The organism is Mesorhizobium sp. M1B.F.Ca.ET.045.04.1.1, from assembly GCF_003952465.1.
GTDB lineage: Bacteria > Pseudomonadota > Alphaproteobacteria > Rhizobiales > Rhizobiaceae > Mesorhizobium > Mesorhizobium shonense.
In genome coordinates, this window is sequence record NZ_CP034448.1 from 582,430 (window position 1) to 603,123 (window position 20,694).

General features: G+C 64.0%; 16 protein-coding genes and 2 pseudogenes. 9 read left to right on the forward strand and 9 right to left on the reverse strand.

Features of this window, described 5'->3' with window-relative positions:
• Nucleotides 1-4 precede the first annotated feature (4 nt).
• Entirely contained in the window at nt 5-1,426 is a 1,422-nt protein-coding gene (locus EJ071_RS02685) for a sodium:proton antiporter (protein WP_126096707.1), read from the forward strand.
• A gap of 183 nt (nt 1,427-1,609) precedes the next feature.
• Nucleotides 1,610-2,572, forward strand: coding sequence for an ornithine cyclodeaminase family protein (locus EJ071_RS02690; protein WP_126096708.1), 963 nt, complete (start codon nt 1,610-1,612; stop codon nt 2,570-2,572).
• A 44-nt stretch (nt 2,573-2,616) separates the two neighbouring features.
• Here EJ071_RS02690 and EJ071_RS02695 read toward each other — a convergent pair whose 3' ends face one another.
• The 7 genes and pseudogenes from EJ071_RS02695 to pncB form a co-directional block, all read right to left on the reverse strand.
• Nucleotides 2,617-3,330, reverse strand: a complete 714-nt coding sequence (locus tag EJ071_RS02695; RefSeq protein ID WP_189521401.1) for an ABC transporter ATP-binding protein — start codon at nt 3,328-3,330, stop codon at nt 2,617-2,619.
• Nucleotides 3,323-4,051, reverse strand: a complete 729-nt coding sequence (locus EJ071_RS02700) for an ABC transporter ATP-binding protein (protein ID WP_126096710.1) — start codon at nt 4,049-4,051, stop codon at nt 3,323-3,325. The genes EJ071_RS02695 and EJ071_RS02700 overlap by 8 nt, the downstream gene beginning before the upstream one ends.
• Nucleotides 4,048-5,003 (reverse strand): annotated as a pseudogene (locus EJ071_RS02705) (branched-chain amino acid ABC transporter permease). Before EJ071_RS02705 ends, EJ071_RS02700 begins: the two are co-directional and overlap by 4 nt.
• Nucleotides 5,000-5,881 (reverse strand): branched-chain amino acid ABC transporter permease, encoded by an 882-nt coding sequence (locus EJ071_RS02710; protein ID WP_126096711.1) that lies wholly within the window; start codon nt 5,879-5,881, stop codon nt 5,000-5,002. Before EJ071_RS02710 ends, EJ071_RS02705 begins: the two are co-directional and overlap by 4 nt.
• A 221-nt stretch (nt 5,882-6,102) precedes the next feature.
• Nucleotides 6,103-7,407, reverse strand: a complete 1,305-nt coding sequence (locus EJ071_RS02720) for an ABC transporter substrate-binding protein (protein WP_126096712.1) — start codon at nt 7,405-7,407, stop codon at nt 6,103-6,105.
• Nucleotides 7,408-7,546: 139 nt separating this feature from the next.
• Nucleotides 7,547-8,986: a hypothetical protein gene (locus EJ071_RS02725; protein ID WP_126102454.1), complete on the reverse strand. Its 1,440-nt coding sequence runs from the start codon at nt 8,984-8,986 to the stop codon at nt 7,547-7,549.
• A 210-nt stretch (nt 8,987-9,196) separates the two neighbouring features.
• The gene (gene pncB / locus EJ071_RS02730; protein ID WP_126096713.1) at nt 9,197-10,501 is read right to left on the reverse strand and encodes a nicotinate phosphoribosyltransferase; all 1,305 of its coding nucleotides are present in this window, start codon (nt 10,499-10,501) and stop codon (nt 9,197-9,199) included.
• 302 nt (nt 10,502-10,803) lie between these two features.
• On the opposite strand from pncB, the gene speB reads away from it, so the two are divergent.
• Nucleotides 10,804-11,859 carry an agmatinase gene (gene speB, locus EJ071_RS02735; protein WP_126096714.1) on the forward strand — a complete coding sequence of 352 codons (1,056 nt, stop codon included), beginning with the start codon at nt 10,804-10,806 and terminating at the stop codon, nt 11,857-11,859.
• Nucleotides 11,860-12,261: 402 nt separating this feature from the next.
• Here speB and EJ071_RS02740 read toward each other — a convergent pair whose 3' ends face one another.
• Nucleotides 12,262-13,665: an MATE family efflux transporter gene (locus EJ071_RS02740; RefSeq protein WP_126096715.1), complete on the reverse strand. Its 1,404-nt coding sequence runs from the start codon at nt 13,663-13,665 to the stop codon at nt 12,262-12,264.
• Between the two features lie 253 nt (nt 13,666-13,918).
• On the opposite strand from EJ071_RS02740, the gene EJ071_RS02745 reads away from it, so the two are divergent.
• The 6 genes and pseudogenes from EJ071_RS02745 to EJ071_RS02770 all read left to right on the forward strand — a co-directional run.
• Nucleotides 13,919-14,836, forward strand: coding sequence for an AraC family transcriptional regulator (locus EJ071_RS02745; protein ID WP_126096716.1), 918 nt, complete (start codon nt 13,919-13,921; stop codon nt 14,834-14,836).
• Nucleotides 14,837-15,076: 240 nt separating this feature from the next.
• Nucleotides 15,077-16,351, forward strand: a complete 1,275-nt coding sequence (locus tag EJ071_RS02750; RefSeq protein WP_126096717.1) for an extracellular solute-binding protein — start codon at nt 15,077-15,079, stop codon at nt 16,349-16,351.
• Nucleotides 16,352-16,463: 112 nt separating this feature from the next.
• Entirely contained in the window at nt 16,464-17,330 is an 867-nt protein-coding gene (locus tag EJ071_RS02755) for a sugar ABC transporter permease (RefSeq protein WP_126096718.1), read from the forward strand.
• Nucleotides 17,331-17,341: 11 nt separating this feature from the next.
• A complete protein-coding gene (locus tag EJ071_RS02760) occupies nt 17,342-18,154 on the forward strand; it encodes a carbohydrate ABC transporter permease (RefSeq protein ID WP_126096719.1) in 813 nt (270 codons plus the stop codon).
• 15 nt (nt 18,155-18,169) lie between these two features.
• Complete coding sequence (locus EJ071_RS02765; protein ID WP_126096720.1) at nt 18,170-19,216, forward strand: NAD(P)-dependent alcohol dehydrogenase; 1,047 nt, start codon at nt 18,170-18,172, stop codon at nt 19,214-19,216.
• Between the two features lie 3 nt (nt 19,217-19,219).
• Nucleotides 19,220-19,963, forward strand: a pseudogene (locus EJ071_RS02770) (ATP-binding cassette domain-containing protein); the annotation flags it as partial.
• A gap of 42 nt (nt 19,964-20,005) precedes the next feature.
• On the opposite strand, the gene EJ071_RS02775 reads toward EJ071_RS02770, so the two are convergent.
• On the reverse strand, nt 20,006-20,689 hold the full coding sequence (locus tag EJ071_RS02775) for an HAD family hydrolase (protein WP_126096721.1): 684 nt from the start codon (nt 20,687-20,689) through the stop codon (nt 20,006-20,008).
• Nucleotides 20,690-20,694: the final 5 nt, after the last annotated feature.

A 20,694-nucleotide genomic window follows, 5' to 3' on the forward strand; every position in this document is an offset into this window, starting at 1 on the left:
ATCGATGAAAGAGTTGGCTGCGGGCCTGGTTGCCGCAGCTGTGGTCGCCTTTGCGCAACCGGCTTTCGCTGCCGAGGCTCACGAGTTGCCCGGCGCGGCGATGTCGCTCTGGTGGGCACTGCCCTTTGCCGGCTTGCTGCTGTCGATCGCGACCGGACCGCTGCTCTTCCATCATGTCTGGGAACATCACTACGGCAAGATCGCCGCCGCCTGGGCGGCGCTGGTCGTGGTTCCTCTGGCGGTCGCCTTCGGCATCCCGGCGGCGGGCGAAGCGGTGCTGCACACGCTGCTCACCGAATACATGTCCTTCATCATCCTGTTGTTCGCGCTCTATACCATCTCCGGCGGCATCCTGCTTGCCGGCAACATTCACGGCACGCCGCTCACCAATGCCGGCCTGCTCCTTGTCGGCGCGATCCTTGCTTCTCTGATCGGCACGACCGGCGCCTCGATGATCCTGATCCGGCCGATGCTGCGCGCCAACGACAACCGGCCGTTCAACGCCCATGTGGTGATCTTCTTCATCTTCCTGGTGTCCAACATCGGCGGCTCGCTGACGCCGCTCGGCGACCCGCCGCTGTTCGTCGGCTTCCTGCGCGGCGTCGATTTTTTCTGGACGACGATACACATCCTGCCCGACACGCTGTTCGTCGGTGGACTGGTGCTGCTCATCTTCCTGGCGCTCGACACCATCCTGCATCGCCGCGAGGCCGGCATGCCGAAGATCAAGGACCCGACGCCGGACACGACGGTGCGCCTGCGCGGGCTGGCAAACCTGCCGCTGCTTGCCGGCGTGATCGGCGCGATCCTGCTTTCCGCCAGCTGGAAGCCGGGCGTCAGCATCCCGGTCCTCGGCGTCAGCCTCGAGCTGCAGAATCTGGCGCGCGACGCCATCATCGTGGCGCTGGCCTTCCTGTCCCTAAAAGTCTCGTACAAGAGCCACAGAGAAGCGAACGGCTTCACCTGGGGGCCGATCGCCGAAGTGGCGAAATTGTTCGCCGGCATCTTCATCTGCATCGTGCCGGTCATCGCTATCCTGCGGGCCGGGGTCGACGGCGCGTTGGCGCCGCTGGTATCGCTCGTCACCTCCGCCGACGGCCAGCCGAACGACCTCGCCTATTTCTGGCTGACCGGCGCGCTCTCGTCCTTCCTCGACAACGCGCCGACCTATCTGGTGTTCTTCGAGCTTGCCGGCGGCGACGCGAGACACCTGATGACCGACGCCGCCTCGACGCTGGCCGCGATCTCGGCCGGCGCCGTGTTCATGGGCGCCAACACCTATATCGGCAACGCGCCCAACTTCATGGTCTTTGCCATCGCCAGGCATCGCGGCTTCAAGATGCCCGGCTTCTTCGGCTACATGGCCTGGTCCGGGCTGGTGCTGATCCCGACCTTTTTGATCGCTGGATTTTTGTTCTTCGGATGAGCCAGGTGCCGCCGACTTCGAAGCCGGGATCGGTCAGTCGTCACCGGCATTGAGCCAATGGTGAAGCGATGGCGCTTGTGTATGCGCTGTCGGCAATTTCTGCTATTAGCGAGGAGAGGTGCGGGATCGATTGAACGCTGAACCGAGGAATGCGTATCGAGCCAAGTCATTCTTGGGGTGACGATGACCATCCATGCCGAGAGCCTGCCCTATCTGTCAGGCGAGTTCCTGGATAGCCTGGCGATTTCGGCGTCCGATGTGGTCGACGAGATCGAGCGGCAGATCGTCGGTCAGAGGCGGGGCGAGGTGTGGTGTGCGCCGAAGGCGGTGGTGCTGCCGGGCGACGACCGCTACATCATGGCAACTCTCGGTGTCGCGACCGAGCCCCGGGTGCTGGCGACCAAATCGCTGGTGGTCAACCCCCGCAACGCCGAGCGGGGACTTGCAACTCTGAACTCGCTGATCACCCTCCTCGACGCCGAGACGGGACTGCCGCTTGCGGCGGTCGACGGCAATTGGGTGACTGCGAAGCGCACGGCCGGCCTAAGCGCCGTGGCGGCCAGGCGTCTGGCTCGAGCCGACTCAGTGTGCGTCGCATTCATCGGATGCGGCGTTCAGGCGCGCGGTCACCTCGAAGTCCTGGCCGATCTTTTTCCGCTGCAGGAGATTCGCGCCTTTGGTCGAGGCACGGGCAATCGTGACGCATTGTGTCGGATGGCGGAGACGCGTGGTCTGACCGCAGTGGCGAGCGATACCGCCAGAGCGGCGGTCGAGTCGGCCGACATCGTGGTGACGACAGTCACTTTGATACCCGAGCCGGTTCCGTTTCTGGATGCGCGTTGGCTGAAGGCCGGCGTCTTCGCGACCATGACCGATCTGGCTTTGCCTTGGCTGCCTGAGACCATGGCTGTCTTCGATCGCATCGTCATAGACGACTTGGCGCAAGAGGCGCAGATGAGCAAACCGATGGTAAGGCCCGAGCTCGTTACGGGCGACCTGACAGGTTTGGTCAGCGGCGACGTATCAGGTCGCCAGGGCGCAAGTGAGCGAACAGCTTTCGCGTTCCGCGGCATAGCGGTCGGCGATCTCGCAATTGCCGGCCTGGCATTTGTGCGCGCGAAAGCGGTCGGCGCTCTGGATGGTTAGATTCCAACCTGACGTCGGGTCACGGCGCCCTACAGTTTCCCACGTCAACCTACGCCGACGTATCGCCGAACCGCCGACGGATCGGCACGCAACGCCTCGACGTCGACCGTCTCGCGGTTGCGGCCGTTCTCGATGAAGGAGACGCGATCCGCCACCGACAGCACGGCATCGACGCGCTGCTCGACCAGGATGGTCGAAACGCCGAGATCGCGCAGCTTCGCCACCGTCTCGCGGATTTTTGCGATCATCGACGGCATCAGCCCTTCGGTCGGCTCGTCGAGCAATAGCACCTGCGGTTCCAGACAGAGCGCGCGGGCCATGGCCAGCATCTGCTGCTCGCCGCCGGAGAGCGTGCCGGAGCGTTGCTTCAGCCGCTCGAGCAGCAACGGGAAAAGGTCGAGCACCCTCTCACGCACGGCCTTGCCCTTGCCGCGCGCCATGAGACCGATCTCGATGTTTTCCGCCACTGTCATGTCGGCAAACAATCGCCTGCCCTGCGGCACATAGGCGACGCCGGCCTTCGGCACGTCATGCGCGGCGAGCCCGGTCAATTCCTTGCCGTCCAGCCTGATCGAACCGGCCGCGGCAGGCACCAGCCCCATGATCGCCTTCAGCGTCGTCGTCTTGCCAGCGCCGTTGCGGCCGAACAGGCAAAGCACCTCGCCCTTGTTCAGCACGAGGTCGAGGCCATAGAGCACCTGGACTTCGCCATAAAAACAGTCGAGCCCGGAAATCATGAGCAACCCTGGATCAGCCATGGGTTGCTCCAAGATAGGCATCCTGGACTTCGGCATTGGCGCGGATCTGTTCCGGCGTGCCTTCGGCGAGGATCTTTCCCGAATTGAAGACGGTGATGCGGTCGGCAAGCTGCATGACGACGGGCATGTTGTGCTCGATGAGAAGCACGGTGGCATTTTTGGCGATCTCGCGCACCAGCGCGATGAAATTGTCGATCTCGCTGTCGGCCAGACCTTGCGTCGGCTCGTCGAGGATAAGCAGGCGTGGCTTCAGCGCCAGACCCATTGCGACTTCGAGCAGGCGCTGGTGGCCGTAGGACAACTGCCCGGCCAGCGTGCCGGCGCGATCGGCGAGGCCGGTGCGTTCCAACGCTTCCATGACACCGGCTCTCACCTGCCCCTTCGAGCGGCCGTCGGTCAGCGTCCGCTGCACCGGCAGCGCGACATTGTCGAAAGCGGTGAGATTGGCGAAGACGCTGGTGATCTGGAACGTATAGGCGACTCCCAGGCGCACCCTTCGATAGGCGGGCATCGTCGTGATGTCGGCGCCGTCGAAGACGACCATGCCCGCAGACGGACGGATACGGCCGCTGAGCAGGCTGACGAAGGTGGTCTTGCCGGCGCCGTTGGGGCCGATGATGGCGCGGATCTCGCCCGGCATCAGCGCGAAGTCGACGCCGTCGACGGCGCGCAGGCCACCGAAGTTTCGGGACAGGCCCTTGGTGGTGAGCAGCGGCATCACGGCAGCCACCCGAGCCAGCGCTGGCGGATGCTCCCCAGAATACCCTTCGGGGCAAACAGCACCAGCAGGATGAGCGCGATACCGACGATCAAAAGATAGGCGGAGGTGAAGCCGCTGGTGATGTCGGTGACATAGTACATGAACAGCGTGCCGATGAGCGGCCCGAGCGCTGTTGCGGCGCCGCCGAGCAGCACCCAGAGCAAGGGCAGGATCGAATACTGCACCGAAGCGAAGCTCGATCCGATATAGCCGAACAGCAGCGCATAGGCAGCACCCGACGCAGCGCAGATGGCGCCGGAGGCAACGACGGCAGCGAGCTTGTTGGCGACAGTGTCGTAGCCCAGCATCTTGGTGCGCTCCTCATTCTCGCGAATGGCGACCAGCACGCGGCCGAAGCGGGAGCGGACGATGGCAAGCGGTGAGCGAGACGAGACAGCGCCAGCGCGCTCATGTAGCGCACGGTCGGGTCGGTCAGGTCGAGCGCGGCGCCGCCGAGATTCAAGGTGCGCGCCGCCTGCTGGATGACGAGGCCCTGGTCGCCTCCGGTCCAGGCCGCGAAATAGAGGATCAGCAGGTAAAAAACCTGCGCGAACATCATGGTGACGATCATGAAGGCCACACCCGAGGTGCGCAACGCGAGCAGGCCGACGACCAGAGCGAGCAGCGCGCCGCAGGCGACGCCGGCGACGAAGGCTTCCGGCACGCCCCAGCCGAGATGGTAGACGGTGAGCCCGGCACCATAGAGACCGGCGGAGAAGAACATGGCGTGGCCGAGGCTGAGCAGGCCGACATAGCCGAAGAGCAGATTGTAGCCCATGGCGAAGACGGCCAGCGCCATGATGCGGGCGAACAGCCCCTGATGATAGTCTGGCAGGACGAAGTTCAGCACGAACAGAAGCGCGATGACGCCGATATGCAGCGCGTAGGTCTTTGCCGGCGAAGCATCCGTCATCGCGCCGTCGTCCCGAACAACCCTTGAGGCCTGAACACCAGCACCATGGCGACGACCAGCGTGGCGATGATCTTGGCCAAGGTCGGCGAGAAGAACACCGAGATGATGCCGTCGGAGAGGCCGATCAGGATGGCTGCAACCACGGTGCCGCGCAGCGAGCCGAGGCCGCCGATGATGACGACGATGAAGGATAAGAGCAGCGGATCCTGCCCCATCAGGTAATGCGCCTGGCTGATCGGCACGATCAGCACCGCGGCGATCGCCGCCAGCATGGCGCCGATGGCGAACACGCCGGCATAGACGCGCTCGACCGGAATGCCGAAGGCCTGCGCCGTCTCGCGGTCATATTGGGTCGCGCGCATGATCAGGCCGATCTTAGTGCGGGTGAGCACCAGCCGTGTGATCACCAGCAGAACGGCGGAGGCGGCAACGACCGACAGCTTGTAGCCGGAATAGCCGAACCACGGCAGGAGGATGCGGTAGTTGAAGGGCGGCTCGACCGGGCGCGCCTCCGGACCGTAGAAGGTCAGCGCCAGCTGCTGGATGATGTAGAGCATGCCGATGGTGGCGACGATGGTGCTTTCGGGATTGTAGTTGAGCCGGCGCAGCACCAGCCATTCAGCAAGAAACGCGACCAGACCGACCAGCAAAGGCGCGACCACAAGCGCCGCGACGAAACCGATCGCCGGATGGCCCGAAATCGCCGTCGAGATCGCCCAGGCAAGCACCGCGCCCAGCATGAAGAACTCGCCATGGGCGACGTTGACGATGCGCATGACGCCGAACACCAGTGACAGCCCAAGCGCCGTCAGCGCCAGCACGGCAGACGTGACGAGGCCTTCGAGGGCGGCGAGGAGGAGGTGGGGTCCGAAGTGCATGGACTACACACAGGTTGGCGCCAAGAGCACCCCCCTCTGCCCTGCCGGGCATCTCCCCCTCAAGGGGGGAGATTGGCAGTTCGTGTGGCGGTGCCCACCTGTCGGCGACTTTTGCGATTGGCGAAACCCGAGGCGACGTCCAATCTCCCCCCTTGAGGGGGAGATGGCCGGCAGGCCAGAGGGGGGTGGCTTGGCGCTCACGCTTGCTGAAATGGCGACGCTCACAGCGCCTGCGTCGTGTAATCCCCTTCCGGCTCGTAGAGGCCGTCCTCGATCTTGGTCTTGTGGACGACCTTGAGCTTGCCGCCTTCGACCTTGGAGATGTTCTGGATGCCAAAACACTGGTGGATCTTGCCATTGAAGGTCTTTGGGCCCTGCGGATGCTCCGGGCCTTCGGCGAATTCCTTCAGCGCCTCGGTGGCCTCGACCAGCTTGGCGCGGTCTTCCGGTCCCTTGTAGCCGGCATCCTCCATCGCCTTCTTGACGACATAGAGCGTTTCCCAGCAGCCGAACATGTGGGCGGCGGTGGAGACGTCCTTGGGATCACCGACGGCGGCGCCGTTGTCGTCGATGCCGACGGCGGCGCGGTAGGCTTTTTGCGCGGCGGAATCGTCAGGCTGCACATAGCGCGGCGAGCCTTCCCAGAAATGGCTGCCGTCGAGGAATTCGAGGCCGGGGCTGTTGATGTCGACGGCTTCGAGCGAGTCGATGAAGCCGAAGAGCTGCGGCCGTTGCGAGCCATAGAACTCGCCGAGCTCCTTGACGAAGGTGAGCACCGCCGGACCGACCATGACGTGGTAGATCACTTCCGTCTCGGCCGGGATCTGCGGGAAGTATTTGGTGAAGGACGACTCCGTCGGCGGGATGGCGATCTGTGCGATCACGTCGGCGCCTTGGGCCTTCAGCGCCGGCGGCAGGTAGTCGCGATGGTCGTAGCCGAAGGCGAAGTCCGGGAAGATCTGCGTTACCTTCTTGCCGGCATTCGCCGCGATCCACGGCGCCATCGACTGGATCTGGCTCTTCACGTCGGTGATGCCGGGCTGGAGGACGTAGCGGTTGAGCTTGGTCGAGGCGACGTGGTGGCCTTCGCTGACCACGAAATAGGGGATCTTGTTCTCGCCGGCGGCGGGCGCCGAGCCGATCACGACATGCGAGAACAGCGTGCCGAAGACGATGTCGGTCTTGTGCTGCTTGGCGAACTTGCCGACCACCTCGGCGCCGCGCGCCGGATCGGTGCCGTCATCCTCGATCACCAGCTCGACCTTGCGGCCGCCGATGCCGCCGGCATCGTTGATCGCCTTGACGGCGGCGGCGCTCGTCTTCTCGTACCAGCGGCCATACGCGGCGCCGATGCCGGTGCGGTGCAGCTGGAAGCCGATCTTGATCGGCGCCGAGCTCTGTGCCTGGCTGTAGCGGACGAAGCCCGGCGCCAGCGCGAGGCCGGCGCCGGCGGCCATGCCCTTCAGCGCGGTGCGGCGTGAAAGCGTGGTCTTGGAGAGGTCGAAAAATCCGTTCTTGTCAGCCATGTCCGTTCCCCTGTTTTTTTCAGTCTTGACCAGCGATAAGGCGGCTCGATCCTCCCTGATCGGAGGATGCGAAAATTGCATGTGTACAAACTAAATCACCAAAGCCATGGCCTGGCAAGCGAGCTTCGCTTGGACACTCTCACCCGGCCGTCGGCGTGGCAAGAAGCCAGAGGCCGAAGATCGTGTAGGCGATCATCAGAAGCGTCAGCGGCAACTGGCTGAGCGCCGCGCGAGAGGCTTGCGGATGCATCCGCCAGGCGAGGCCGTGCGCGACAAGCACCGCCAGCACATGGCCGACAATGATGACGCCGGCTTGGCAATTCCACAGCCACCAGGCGGACTCGGCGCCGGCGACGACGCCCGCCTCGACTTCCATGTCGGCGGTGCCGAACAGGTTCCAGCCAAGCGCGAACGGATCGGATAGCACGACCAGCGCGTATTGGCCGTCGACGAGCAGCGCGGTGAGGTAGTGCGCGATGTGATAGGCGAGCGCGATCGGCACGATCGACCACACCAGCAGGCCGGCGGCTTTTTCGAACGGCTGTGCATCGCCGGCAAGGCGCTGGCCGAGAAGGACGGCAAGCGCGAACACGGCCACGAGCAGAAAGAACGTCAGCACGAGGCCGAAGCTGCCGATGCCGATCAACGCGGTGCGGCCGGGAAATTCCAGCGGGTTGAGGCCGAACAGGCCCAGCCAGAAGAAGGTTTTCGACAGGCCGTCGAAGGACACCGAGGACAGCGCCAGCAGGAGAAAAGCAATGCCGCTCAGCGGCAACGGCTCGGCTGCGAGCAGCTTCGCGCCCGGCCAGCAAAGGCTGAGCCGGCCTTCTTCGCGCTGGAGAGGCGCGAAGCGGGCAACCATGGAGAAGAAGATGGTCAGGAACTCGCCGCGCCGGCTCCAGTCGCTGTAACCGACGAGCAGGATGGCGATGAAGCTGACCAGCCAATAGGCGCCGGCGGCATAGGCCAGGCGGGACGGATCGTCGGGCGCCGCGTCGATCAGCTCGAACCAGGCGAAGGCGAAGAACAGCACGAAGGCCGGCCAGAAACCGAGCCGTGGCGGCAGGCGCGAGGGCTGGGTTTCGCCCCCGCGTTTACCGACAAGCCGGCTTACGACGCGACAAGGCCCATACCAGGGATTGAACCAGGACCAGAGGTCGCCGAATATGCCCTGCAATAAGGTGAAACCGGCCCAGAGCAGCGTCCAGATCACCAGCGGCAACGGGTTGGAGAGCGGGTCGCGGCTGCCGAACAGGCCAGCGGCGACGAGAAGCGCGAAGCCGGCAAAGGAAAGCAGGCTGACGACGGTGCGCGGGCTGTCGCCGAAAGCGAACAGGGAAAGACGCCTGCGCCAGACCCGCTCGAGGGCGGCGGGCGGGAGCAACGCGAGGACGAGGAAGCTGACGGCCACGGCAAGCGCGCCGCCGGCGATGTAGTAGCCGGTCGGGAGAAGCAGCACGTGGCCTCGGTCGGAGGCATGGGCGACGGCGGGGGTGGGGAGAAGGACCAGGGCGGTGGCTAAGAAAGCCAACCTGGAAGGCTGGCGCTCTACGGCGCCCCCCTCTGTCCTGCCGGACATCTCCCCCTCAAGGGGGGAGATTGGCAGTTCCGCTGACGGCGCCTCTCTTACAACGCCGGAGATTAGCGAAGGCGGAAACGACAAGATGATCTCCCCCCTTGAGGGGGAGATGTCCGGCAGGACAGAGGGGGGCGCGAAGGAACTCGGCGTATCCAGGCTCGCTTTCTCGATTGACGAAGCCGGATCAGCACAGGTCACTGGTGGCGACCTTCACACCTTGACCAGCTGCCTCACCCTATCCTTCTCGCCGAAAATCCTGAGATACCTTTTGATCTCCTTCTCATCCCCCGTCGCCTTGGCGGGGTTGTCCGACAGCTTCACCGCAGGCCGGCCATTGGCTTCGCTGACCTTGCAGACCAGCGAGATGGCGTCGAGGCTCTTGGTTTCGGTCGGCGCGCAGCCTTCGAAATCGTTCGTGAGGTTGGTGCCCCAGCCGAAGGACATGCGCACTTTGCCCTTGAAGTGACGATAGGTCTCCTCGATGGTCTCGACCTCGAGCCCGTCGGAGAAGATGAGCAGCTTCTGTTTCGGGTCCTTGCCCTTCTCGCGCCACCAGGAGAGGATCTTCTCGCCGCCTTCGATCGGCGGCGCGCTGTCGGGGCGAAAGCCGGTCCAGTCGGCGATCCAGTCCGGCGCGTCGCGCAGGAACGCAGCCGTGCCGAAGGTATCGGGCAGCACGATCAACAAATTGCCGCCATAGTAGCGCTGCCAGTCCTGCAGCACCTTGTAGGGCGCTTCTCTTAGTTCCTTTTCGGAATTGGCGAGCGCCGCAAACACCATCGGCAATTCATGCGCGTTGGTGCCGAGCGCCTCGAGGTCGTTGTCCATGGCCAAAAGCACGTTGGAGGTGCCGGTGAAGGCGTCGCCGATGCCTTCCTTCAGCGCCTCGACGCACCAGCGCTGCCACAGGAAGGAGTGGCGGCGGCGCGTGCCGAAATCGGAGATGCGGATGCCGGGCAACGCCTTCAGCCGCTCGGTCTTGTCCCACATCTTGGCCTTGGCGCGGGCGTAGAGCACGTCGAGCGCGAACGGGCCGAAGGAGCGCAGGGCGGCGCGGGAGCGCAATTCGTTGATGATGGCCAAAGCCGGGATTTCCCAGAGCGTCGTATACATCCAGGGGCCGCTGAAGGAGAGTTCGAACTGGCCGTCGCGCCTGGCAAGCTCGTATTCGGGCAGCCGGAAATCCTCCAGCCAAGCAAGGAATTCCGGCTCGAAGATCTGCTTGCGGCCATAGAAGGTGTTGCCGCCCAGCCAGATCATCTCCTTCTTGGAGAAGCGCAAGGTGCGGGCATGGTCGAGCTGCTCGCGGAGTTCCCCTTCGTCGATCTCGTCGGCAAGGCGCACCGAGGTCGTGCGGTTGATCAGCGTAAAGGTGGCGTCGACCTTGGGATACATGCCCCAGATCATCTGCAACATCAGAAGCTTGTAGAAGTCGGTGTCCAACAGGCTGCGGACGATCGGGTCGAGCTTCCAGGTGTGGTTGTAGACGCGCCGGGCTATATCGGTTTTTGCCATACTGCTGCCGCCTTCGCTGCTTGCTCCGAAAGGGTCGCGCGGAAACCGCTTCAGGCGACATTCTTCCGGGCTTTGGTCCTTGCCTTGATGCATGTCGTTCTCCCAAAACCGCTGCACACTTTTGGGCGACATGCATTAAGCCGATTGCCTCATAGCATTGAATTTTTGCAAGCGCTGCCCGGTTTGCAAGCTGGCCCGACAAAAAGAGGCGGCCTGCGGCAAGCGCCGCGGTCCGAACGCGATTGATTTTTCGCATAGGCTACCGGACACTTCCGGCAGAGAAGAGACAGGAGTATCCGGACATGGGTTACGATCGCGGCAAGCTCGAAGCGTTGCGCCGCAAATATGGCGAGAGCCATGGCGGCGAGATGTTCGATCCGAAATTCCGCAAGGTCGCCGACAAGATCTTTTCGAAGAGCGGCACCCGGCTGGCGCCCTATGCCGGCGTCCCGACCTTCCTTGCCGCGCCCTACCGGCAGATAGCGGCCGACAATCCGGATTTCGGCGACCTGCAGGTGGCGATGATCGGCGTGCCGATGGACCTCGGCGTCACCAACCGGCCCGGCGCGCGCTTCGGGCCACGCGCATTGCGCACGATAGAGCGCATCGGCCCCTACAACCATGTGCTGGAATGCGCGCCGACGCATGAGCTTCGCGTCGCCGATATCGGAGACACGCCGTTCCGCAGCCGCTACCGGCTGGAGATCAGCCACGAGGACATCGAAAAGCGCACCAACCAGATCGTCGATGCCGGCGTCATTCCGCTGTCGGTCGGCGGCGACCACTCGATCAGCCATCCGATCCTGAAGGCGGTCGGCAAAAAGGCGCCGGTCGGCATGATCCATATCGACGCCCATTGCGACACCAGCGGCCTGTTCGACATGACCAAGTTCCACCACGGCGGACCGTTCCGCAACGCGGTGCTGGACGGCGTGCTCGACCCCACCCGCACGATCCAGATCGGCATTCGCGGCTCGGCTGAATATCTGTGGGAGTTCACCTACGAATCCGGCATGACGGTGGTCCATGCCGAGGAAGTGACCGGCCTCGGCATTCCCGCCGTCATCGAAAAGGCGCGAAAAATAGTCGGCGACGGTCCGACCTACATTTCTTTCGACGTCGACAGCATCGACCCGGCCTTCGCGCCTGGCACCGGCACGCCGGAGGTCGGCGGGCTGACGACGCGCGAGGTGCTCGAGCTGCTGCGCGGCCTGAAAGGCTTGAACATCGTTGGCGGGGACGTGGTCGAGGTGGCGCCGCAGTACGACGCGACCACCAACACCGCTCATGTCGGCGCCCAGGTCCTGTTCGAGATTCTGAGCCTGATGGTGTTCAGCCCGGCCATCAAGAAGGGCTGAAGCAGGCAACCCGACGCGGCGGCCGCGCGGGCGGCCGTCACCGAAGTGGCCAGCAATGTTCACAATTGGCCCCCCGTTCATTTCCGTGAAATCAGCGCAAATGCCGGGGATTGATTGAAGCCGCCCCAACCTCGTCATTCTATGGCGGAGCAAGGAGCGAAGCGACGCGGCGCAGACCATAGAATCCATGCCGTGACTTGGAAGCGCCACCACGGTGCAGAATTTTTGCTCCGTTGCACTCCTTGGCGAAGGTAACGGCATGGATTCTAGGGTCTTCGCGACGGAGCTTCGCTCCTGCTCCGCCCTAGAATGACTATCGCGATGGGCGTTTCGGCCAATCTCCAAGGCATGCCACCTGCCAATGCAAACAGAGCCGACCGGTCAAAATCCCTGTGCTGGGGTCTAATGACTGAACGACAGCGCCGGCGCGATGCGATCGCGCCGCAGCCAGCGCGCGAGCAGTAGCGCCGCCACCACGGCCAGGCCCGACGCCAGGCCGATCCAGATGCCGACGCCGTGGAAGCCGAAATGGAAGGCGAGCAGCACGCCGAGCGGCAGGCCGACGCCCCAATAGCCGATCGCGGCATAGATCATCGGCACCTTGGTGTCGTGCAGGCCGCGCAGCATGCCGGCGGCCACCGCCTGCGCGCCGTCGAAAATCTGGAACAACGCCGCAAACGCCAGGAACGACACCGCAAGCGTGATCACTCTGGCGTTGGCCGGATCGGCAAGGTCGATGAAGGCGCTGATCAGGACATGCGGCCAGAGGATCATCACCAGGCCCATCAGCGCCATGAAGGAGACGCCGATGACAAAGGCGGTCCAGCCGGCGCGCGAGACGCCTTCCGGATTGCCGGCGCCATGCGCAAGGCCGACCCGCACGGTCACGGCCTGGTTGAGGCCGAGCGGCACCATGAAAGAGATCGAGGCGATTTGGATGGCGATGGCATGCGCGGCAAGCGAATCCGCGTCGATCAGGCCCATCAGCAGTGCTGCCGCGTTGAAGATCGTCACCTCGAAGGCAAGTATGCCGGCGATCGGCAGGCCGAGCCTGAGCAGGCCGCGGAAACGCGGCCAGTCGGAGCGCCAGAAGCGACCGAACAGGCGATAGCGACGAAACTTCTTCTCCAACACTACGACGGCCGCCAAGCCGGCAAACATCAGGGTGCTCGATAGCGAGGTGGCAAGGCCCGATCCGGCGATGCCCATGGCCGATACGCCGAGATTGCCGAACATGAACACCCAGTTGAAGAAGGCGTTGCAGGCTACCGCGACGAACACGATGATCAGCGCCCAGCCCGGCCGCTCCAGCGCCGAGATGAAGGAGCGCAGCACGATATAGCCGTAGAAGGGCAGCACCGCCCATTGCAGCCAGTGCAGGTAGATGCCGGCCTGATGCGCGAGCTCCGGCTTCTGACCCATGGCCAAAAGCACCTCTTCGCCGTGCCAGAGGAACAGCCAGATCGGGATCGACACGAGCACCGCCAGCCACAGGCCCTGGCGCACGGTGCGGCGCAGGTCGCGCACGGAATGGCGGCGACGGCCGAGCTCGGTCGCCATCATCGGCGATGTCGCCAGCATCAAGCCGAGCCCGAAGATCAGCGGCATGAAATAGAGGTTGGAACCGAGCGCGCCGGCGGCCAGCGTGTCGGGTCCCAGCCTGCCCATCATCATGACGTCGGTCGCGGTCATGGCGGTCTGGCCGAGATTGGTCAGCACCATCGGCCAGGCGAGCGCCAGCGTCGTCCTGATTTCCTGACGCCAAAGATTTTCCGGCGCGCGAGCGCCGGCTTCGATCGCAGACATTTTCCGCTCTTTCAGATCGCGGCGCGTCGGGACCAATCCCGGAAGCCGCACGGCAAAACGGCGCAACCTTCGGTTTCGCGCCGTTTGCGTCGTCTTGTGAACGAAATGCGACATATTGGCAAGGGAGGAGGAGCGGCGAGCCATTGATCCAGCGGGCGGCTGCGGCCTCCGACGCCCGCGTTCACTTGCCGGCCGAGGGCTGCTACGGATTACCCAAAGACACGGAGCCGGCGGAACGAACCCGGAGGAATGGATGCCGTTCAGGCGCAGAAAGAACACGGCCGCGATACCGAGAACGGTGCCCGCTTTCGAGCATATCGTCACCGAGGCGAGCGACAGTTTTCTGTGGCGGCTGGACGACTATCCCTGGGAGCGCAATGTCTGGAATTTCCATCCCGAATACGAAATCCATCTGTTGCGGAAATCGTCCGGCGTCGCGCTGGTCGGCGACCATATCGGCGAATTCGGACCGGGCTATCTGACGATCGTCGGCGGCGGCCTGCCGCATGACTGGGTGACGGCGGTGCAGCCGGGCGAGCTGATCGAGGGCCGCGATATCGTGCTGCAATTCGATCCCGAGCGGCTGCGCGGGTCCGCCGGACTGCTGCCGGAACTGCGCGAGCTTGAGCCATTCCTCGAACGCTCGCTGCGCGGCATGGTCTTCCATGGCCAGACGGCGCTCGACGGCGCCGAACTGATGGAACGAATGGGAGAGGTGCATGGGCTGGCAAGGTTTCGCCTGTTCCTCGAACTGCTGGACCTGCTGGCCACGACCGACGAATACCAGCTTTTGTCGTCGCCGGACTTTTCACCGCTTCTCGACGCGGAGTCGCTGGACATCATCCAGCGTTCGCTGACCTATCTGTTCCAGCATTTCGCCGAGGACCTGAAGCTGCCGGACGTGGCCGCATTGGCCGGGATGAGCGAAAGCACGTTCTCGCGCTTCTTCCAGAAGAACACCGGCAACTCCTTCAGCGACCACCTTGCCAAGCTGAGACTTTGGCAGGCCTGCAAGCTGCTCGCCGATACCGACATCCCGATCACCGACATCTGTTTCCAGGTCGGCTACATGAACATCTCCAACTTCAACCGCGCCTTCCTGCGCAAGCACAAGATGACGCCGTCATCCTATCGCAAGCTGTCGCGGCAGCGGCTGGCGCTGCGGGCCTGATCAGGTCGAAATCGGCTGCTCCCGACGGCACTGATACTCGTGTGACAGACAGACTCTGTCTGCGCTAGTTTTTGCGCCGCACAATGCATAAAAGTACAGGTTTGCCGCAACAAGACTTCTAGTCTCGCCCTGTCCAACTCCTCATTTTGGCGACGGGTGGCAGGTCGCCCGGGCGATGGTGAGGGTCGCTTAGTCCGAGGACCTCCGCTTCCTGCGAGTGTTTCTGGAGGAGAAAAATCAATGCAATCAAATCGGCTCGCTGCCAGCCTCGGCGCAGCGTTCGTGCTTACCGCATCCGTATCAACCGCAGCGCTGGCGCAGGCGCCGATCTGCTCGGCGCCGGTCAAGGTGCTGGCGCAGCCGCGCGATGGGCTGACGCTTCTGGAAGACTCCAAGGACGAGTTCAAGAAGCTCTCCGGCGCCGGCTTCCAGATCGACTACCTGAACGAGAACGACCGGCGGGCCAAGTCGCGCGCCGACGCCTCTACCGTAGGCAATTACAACGTCTACTATGTCGACGAAGCCAATGTCGCGCTGTTCGCCTCGTCCGGCTGGATCGCGCCGCTGACCGATTATTATCCGGCCGAGTACGACTTCGCCGATTTCGATCCGGGCCGCCAGAAGGTCGCCACCTATGACGGCAAGGTCTGGTTCGCGCCGCTGACCGGCGGCGGCGACCTGATGGTCTACCGCAAGGACGTGCTGGAGGCCGCCGGCATCCAGCCGCCGAAGACGTTGGACGAGCTGATCGCCGATGTTGCGAAGCTGAACGATCCCGACAAGGGTATGTACGGCATCGCGCTGCGCGGCGCGCGCGGCTCGGGCGCCAATGTCTGGCGCTGGATGCCCTTCTTCAAGGCCTATGGCGGCAAATGGTTCGACGGCGACAAGCCGGCTTTCAACTCGGACGCCGCCGTGAAGGCGACCGAAACCTATCTCAAGCTGTTCAAGGACTCGGCCCCCGGCACGCAGACCGGCAGTTGGGATGAATCGACCGGCGCCTTCCTCTCCGGCCAGGTCGCCATCCTCGTCGAATCGACGCCGCTGTCGGGCATGGCGGTCGATCCGAAGACCTCGCAGGTCGTCGGCAAGGTCGGCTTCCTGCCGCCGCCATCGCCGCTGCCCGGCGGCGGCTACGGCCATGGGCTCGCCATCGGCACCAAGGCCAATCAAGACGACGCCTCGAAGAAATGCGCCGGCCTGTTCATCGCCTGGGCAACGTCGAAGGAGAACGAGAAGCGCAGGCTCGACGCGCACCAGTTCGGCGAGCTCAATCGAACCAGCATCCTCTCCAGCAAGGAATTCGCCGACATCTACGGCGCCGATCTCGGACAGGCGCTGGCCGACACCGGCAAGGTTACGGCGGTGAACTTCTGGCAGGATCCGCGCTGGCCCGATCTCGGCGACCGCTGGGGCATCATCCTCGAGGAGCTGGTCACCGGCACCCGCACCGACATCAAGGGCGGCCTCAACGAGCTCGATGCCTACGCCAACGAGTTGGTGAAGAAGAAGTAATCCTCCCGCCCGTGGCGCGCGGTCGCCGGCATTCGTCGGAATGCCGGGACCCGTGCGCCGCGGGCTCACGCCAGCGATTCCAATGTATCCGCGATATTCCCGAGGATAGGCAATGCGCCGACGCTCTTCCCTGCCCGTCACCTTTCTCGTTCCGACGCTCGCCATCCTGCTCGTGCTGTCGATGGTGCCGACGCTCTATGCCATCGTCATTGCCCTGCAGAACCGCGAGCTGAGCGCGTCGGGCTATTCCTGGATCTGGTTGTCGAACTTCGCCGATCTCTTCCTCGACCGCCGCTTCCTCAACGCCGTCTGGGTTTCGGTGAAATGGGAGATCGTCACCGTCGTGGCGACGATGGCGGTGGCGATAGGGCTCGGCGTGCTGATGTTCGAGGTCGCCGGCCCACGCCTGCGCAATGTCTACTGCCTGCTGTTCATCATTCCGGTGCTGCTGCCGCGCGTCTCGGCGGCCTTCGTGTGGAAATTCGCCTATCACCCGCTCTACGGCATCGCCACCTATCCCTACCGGCTCGTCACCGGCGGGCTGATCTTCGACCCGCTGTCAAAGGCCTCGACGGCGCTTTTCGCCGTCTCCTCGGTCGATGTCTGGCAATGGGGCCTGTTCTTCGCCGTCATCGTGCTGAAGCTCCTGGAGACGTTGCCGCCGCAGCCGATCGAGGCGGCGCGGCTCGACCATGCGAAGCGCTGGCAGATCCACGCCTATGTCACCTTGCCGATGCTCAAGGCGCCGCTGATCAGCCTGATGTTCGTCAAGATGATCGAGTCGCTGCGCTCCTTCGACCTCATCTATGTGATGACGCGCGGCGGGCCGGGCGTGGCGACCGAGACGCTCGACATGTACGCGTTCTCGCAGGGCTTCATCGAGTCCGGCAAGGTCTCCTACGCCTCGGCCATGGCCGTGCTGATGATGATTGCGACGGTCATCACCTTCACCTTCCTGTGGAAGCGGGTGCAGGCATGAGGCAGTACCGGATGAGACCGGGCCGCCTGATCGCCAAGGCCATACTGGCGCTGGCCGGATTCCTGGCCGTGTTCCCGCTCGTTTGGACGGCGCTCAACGCGCTGAAGAACAATGTCGACATCATCACGCGGGTCCCGCGCCTGGTGTTCACGCCGACGCTTGCCAACATCTCCTACATCCTCGGCCGCGACAGCGTGATGACCGGGCTCTACAACTCGGTGGTCGCCTGCGGCTCGGCCGTGCTGATCGGCGTCGCGCTCGGCCTGCCGGCGGCCTATGCTGTGGCGCGCTATCCCAACCGCTGGGCGGGCGACATCCAGTTCTTCGTGCTGTCGCTGCGCTTCCTGCCGCCAGTGGCGGTGGCCATCCCGTTGATGGTGATCTGGCTGCAGGTCGGTCTCTACGACACTTTGCCGGCGCTCATCGTCACCTATTCGCTGCTCACCATCTCGGTGATCATGTGGCTGGCGATCCCCGCCTTCCAGGGCGTGCCCAAGGAGGTCGAGGAAGCCGCCTTCGTCGACGGCTACGGCGCCTATTCGGTGTTCTGGCGGATTGCGCTTCCCGTCGCGGCGCGCTCGCTCGCCGGCGCCATCGCCTTCAGCTTCGTGCTGGTCTGGAACGAGTTCCTGATCGCGCTGATGCTGTCGAGCTCCAACGCCAAGACCCTGCCGATCGTCGCCTCGGAGCTGTCGCAGCAAGGCATGAACGTGCCGTGGGGCATCCTCAACGCTTCGGTCGTGCTGCTCTCGCTGCCGCCGCTGCTGTTCCTCGGCGTGCTAAGCGGCTTCCTGAATTCCGTTTTCCGGCAAAAAAAGACTTGATGCGAGGATTAGCCGATGCAGGCACTGGTACTTGAGAAAAAGGGTGAACTGTCGCTGCGCGAGATCGCGCTGCCGCTGGATGTCGGACCGGACGATGTCAGGATCGCCATCCACACCGTCGGCGTCTGCGGCAGCGACGTGCATTATTACACGCATGGCGCGATCGGCAGCTATATCGTTCGCCAGCCGATGGTGCTCGGCCACGAGGCGTCAGGCACGATCGTCGAGATCGGCGCCAATGTCACGAGCCTGAAGGTCGGCGACCGCGTCTGCATGGAGCCGGGCGTGCCGAACCTTGCGTCGCGCGCAACGAAACTCGGCATCTACAATGTCGACCCGGATGTCCGCTTCTGGGCGACGCCGCCGGTGCATGGCGTGTTGGCGCCCTACGCCGTGCATCCGGCGGCCTTCACCTACAAACTGCCGGACAATGTCTCCTTCGCCGAGGGCGCGATGGTCGAGCCCTTCGCCATCGGCATGCAGGCGGCGGCGCGTGCCCGCATTGTGCCCGGCGACGTCGCCGTCGTCGTCGGCTGCGGCCCGATCGGCATCATGATCGCGCTGGCTGCACTCGCCGGCGGCTGCTCGAAAGTGCTGATTTCCGACTTCTCCGCACCCAAGCTGAAGATCGCCGCGCAGTATCCGGGCATCGTGCCGGTCAATATCGGCGAGCAGTCGCTGGTCGATGCGGTGCGGACAGCCACCGACGGCTGGGGCGCCGACATCGTCTTCGAGGCGAGCGGCAGCCCTAAGGCCTTCGCCAATCTTTTCGATCTCGTGAGGCCCGGCGGCGCGCTGGTGCTGGTCGGGCTGCCAGTCGAGCCGGTCAGCCTCGACGTGCCGGCGGCGATTTCCAAGGAAGTGCGCATCGAGACCGTGTTCCGCTACGCCAACATCTTCGACCGCGCCCTGCAGCTCATCGCCTCGGGCAAGGTCGACCTCAAGCCGCTGATCACCGGCACCTATGATTTCCCGGACAGCATCAAGGCGTTCGAGCGAGCGGCCAAGGGCAACCCGCAAGACGTCAAGCTGCAAATCCTGCTCACCGGCGAAAAGGGCTGACCCATGTCCGCGATCGTTTGCTCCCACGTCGACAAGGCCTATGGCGCCACAACCGTCATCCGCGACCTCAACCTTGCGATCGAGGAGCATGAGTTCGTCGTGTTCCTAGGCCCGTCCGGCTGCGGCAAGTCGACCTTGCTCAGGATGCTCGCCGGGCTGGAGGACATCAGCGGCGGCGAGGTTTCGATCGGCGGCAAGGTGGTGAACGATCTCGAGCCAGGCGACCGCGGCATCGCCATGGTGTTCCAAAACTATGCGCTCTATCCGCATATGACGATCTTCGACAACATCGCCTTCGGGCTCAAGCGGCAGAAGGTGCCGGCTGGCCAGATCAAGAAACGGGTCGAGGCGGTTTCCGGGACGCTCGGGCTCGAGCCCTATCTCGGCCGTAAGCCGACCGAGCTTTCCGGCGGCCAGCAGCAGCGCGTGGCGATCGCGCGCGCCATGATCAAGACACCGAAAGTGTTCCTGTTCGACGAGCCGCTGTCCAATCTCGATGCCAAGCTGCGCAACCATATGCGCGTCGAGATCGCCAGGCTGCACCAATCGCTGAAGACCACGACCGTCTACGTCACGCACGACCAGCTCGAAGCGATGACGCTCGCCGACCGCATCGTGCTCTTGAAGGACGGCGTGATCGAGCAGATCGGCTCGCCTGCCGAGATCTATCGCCAGCCCAAAAACATGTTCGTGGCGGGCTTCATCGGCACGCCCAATATGAATTTCGTCGAGGTGACGGTCGGCCGAGCAAAGAGCGGGTGACATCGACCGCGCAAACGAAACTCGTCGTCAAGATGCTTTTACTCTCGCTCCCAGGCCTGCAATCAGATCGGGCAATTGCAGCATGTCAGCGAATATAAAGTCCGGTTCGGTCGACGCAAGCCGCGCCTTGAGAGCGGGGTTGTTCGCGTGCGAGCCGCCGGTGAAGGCAAAGACGCGCATGCCCGCCGCCCGCGCCGCGGCGATACCGGCCGGACTGTCCTCGATGACCAGGCATTTGCGCGGTTTTGCGCGCATGGTGGCGGCGGCATGGAGGAAGAGATCCGGCGCCGGCTTGCCACGCTTCACCATGGCGGCGCTGAACAGGTTGGGCTCCAGCAAGCCCAGCAGGCCGGTGACCTCGAGCGCGTAGCGGATGCGCTCCAGCGTGCCGGAGGAGGCGACGCAACAGGGCAGGTCGAGCCTCGGCAGAACCTCCTTGATGCCGGGGATCGGCTTCAACTCCTCGCGGAACTTGCGCATCAGCTCGACACGCATGGCGGTGAGATGCTGGTCGCTGATCTCGAGTCCGAAATCGCGGCCGAGGATCTCACGCACGCTTTTCATGCTCTTGCCGAGGAAGTGCTCGTAGGCCGCGTCCTCGCTGACCGTTCCGCCGGCAAGCTCGATCATGCCGAGCAGCGCCGAGACCGAGAGCGCCTCGCTGTCGACCAGGACGCCGTCGCAGTCGAAGATGACCAGTTCGGGCGTCATGCCGG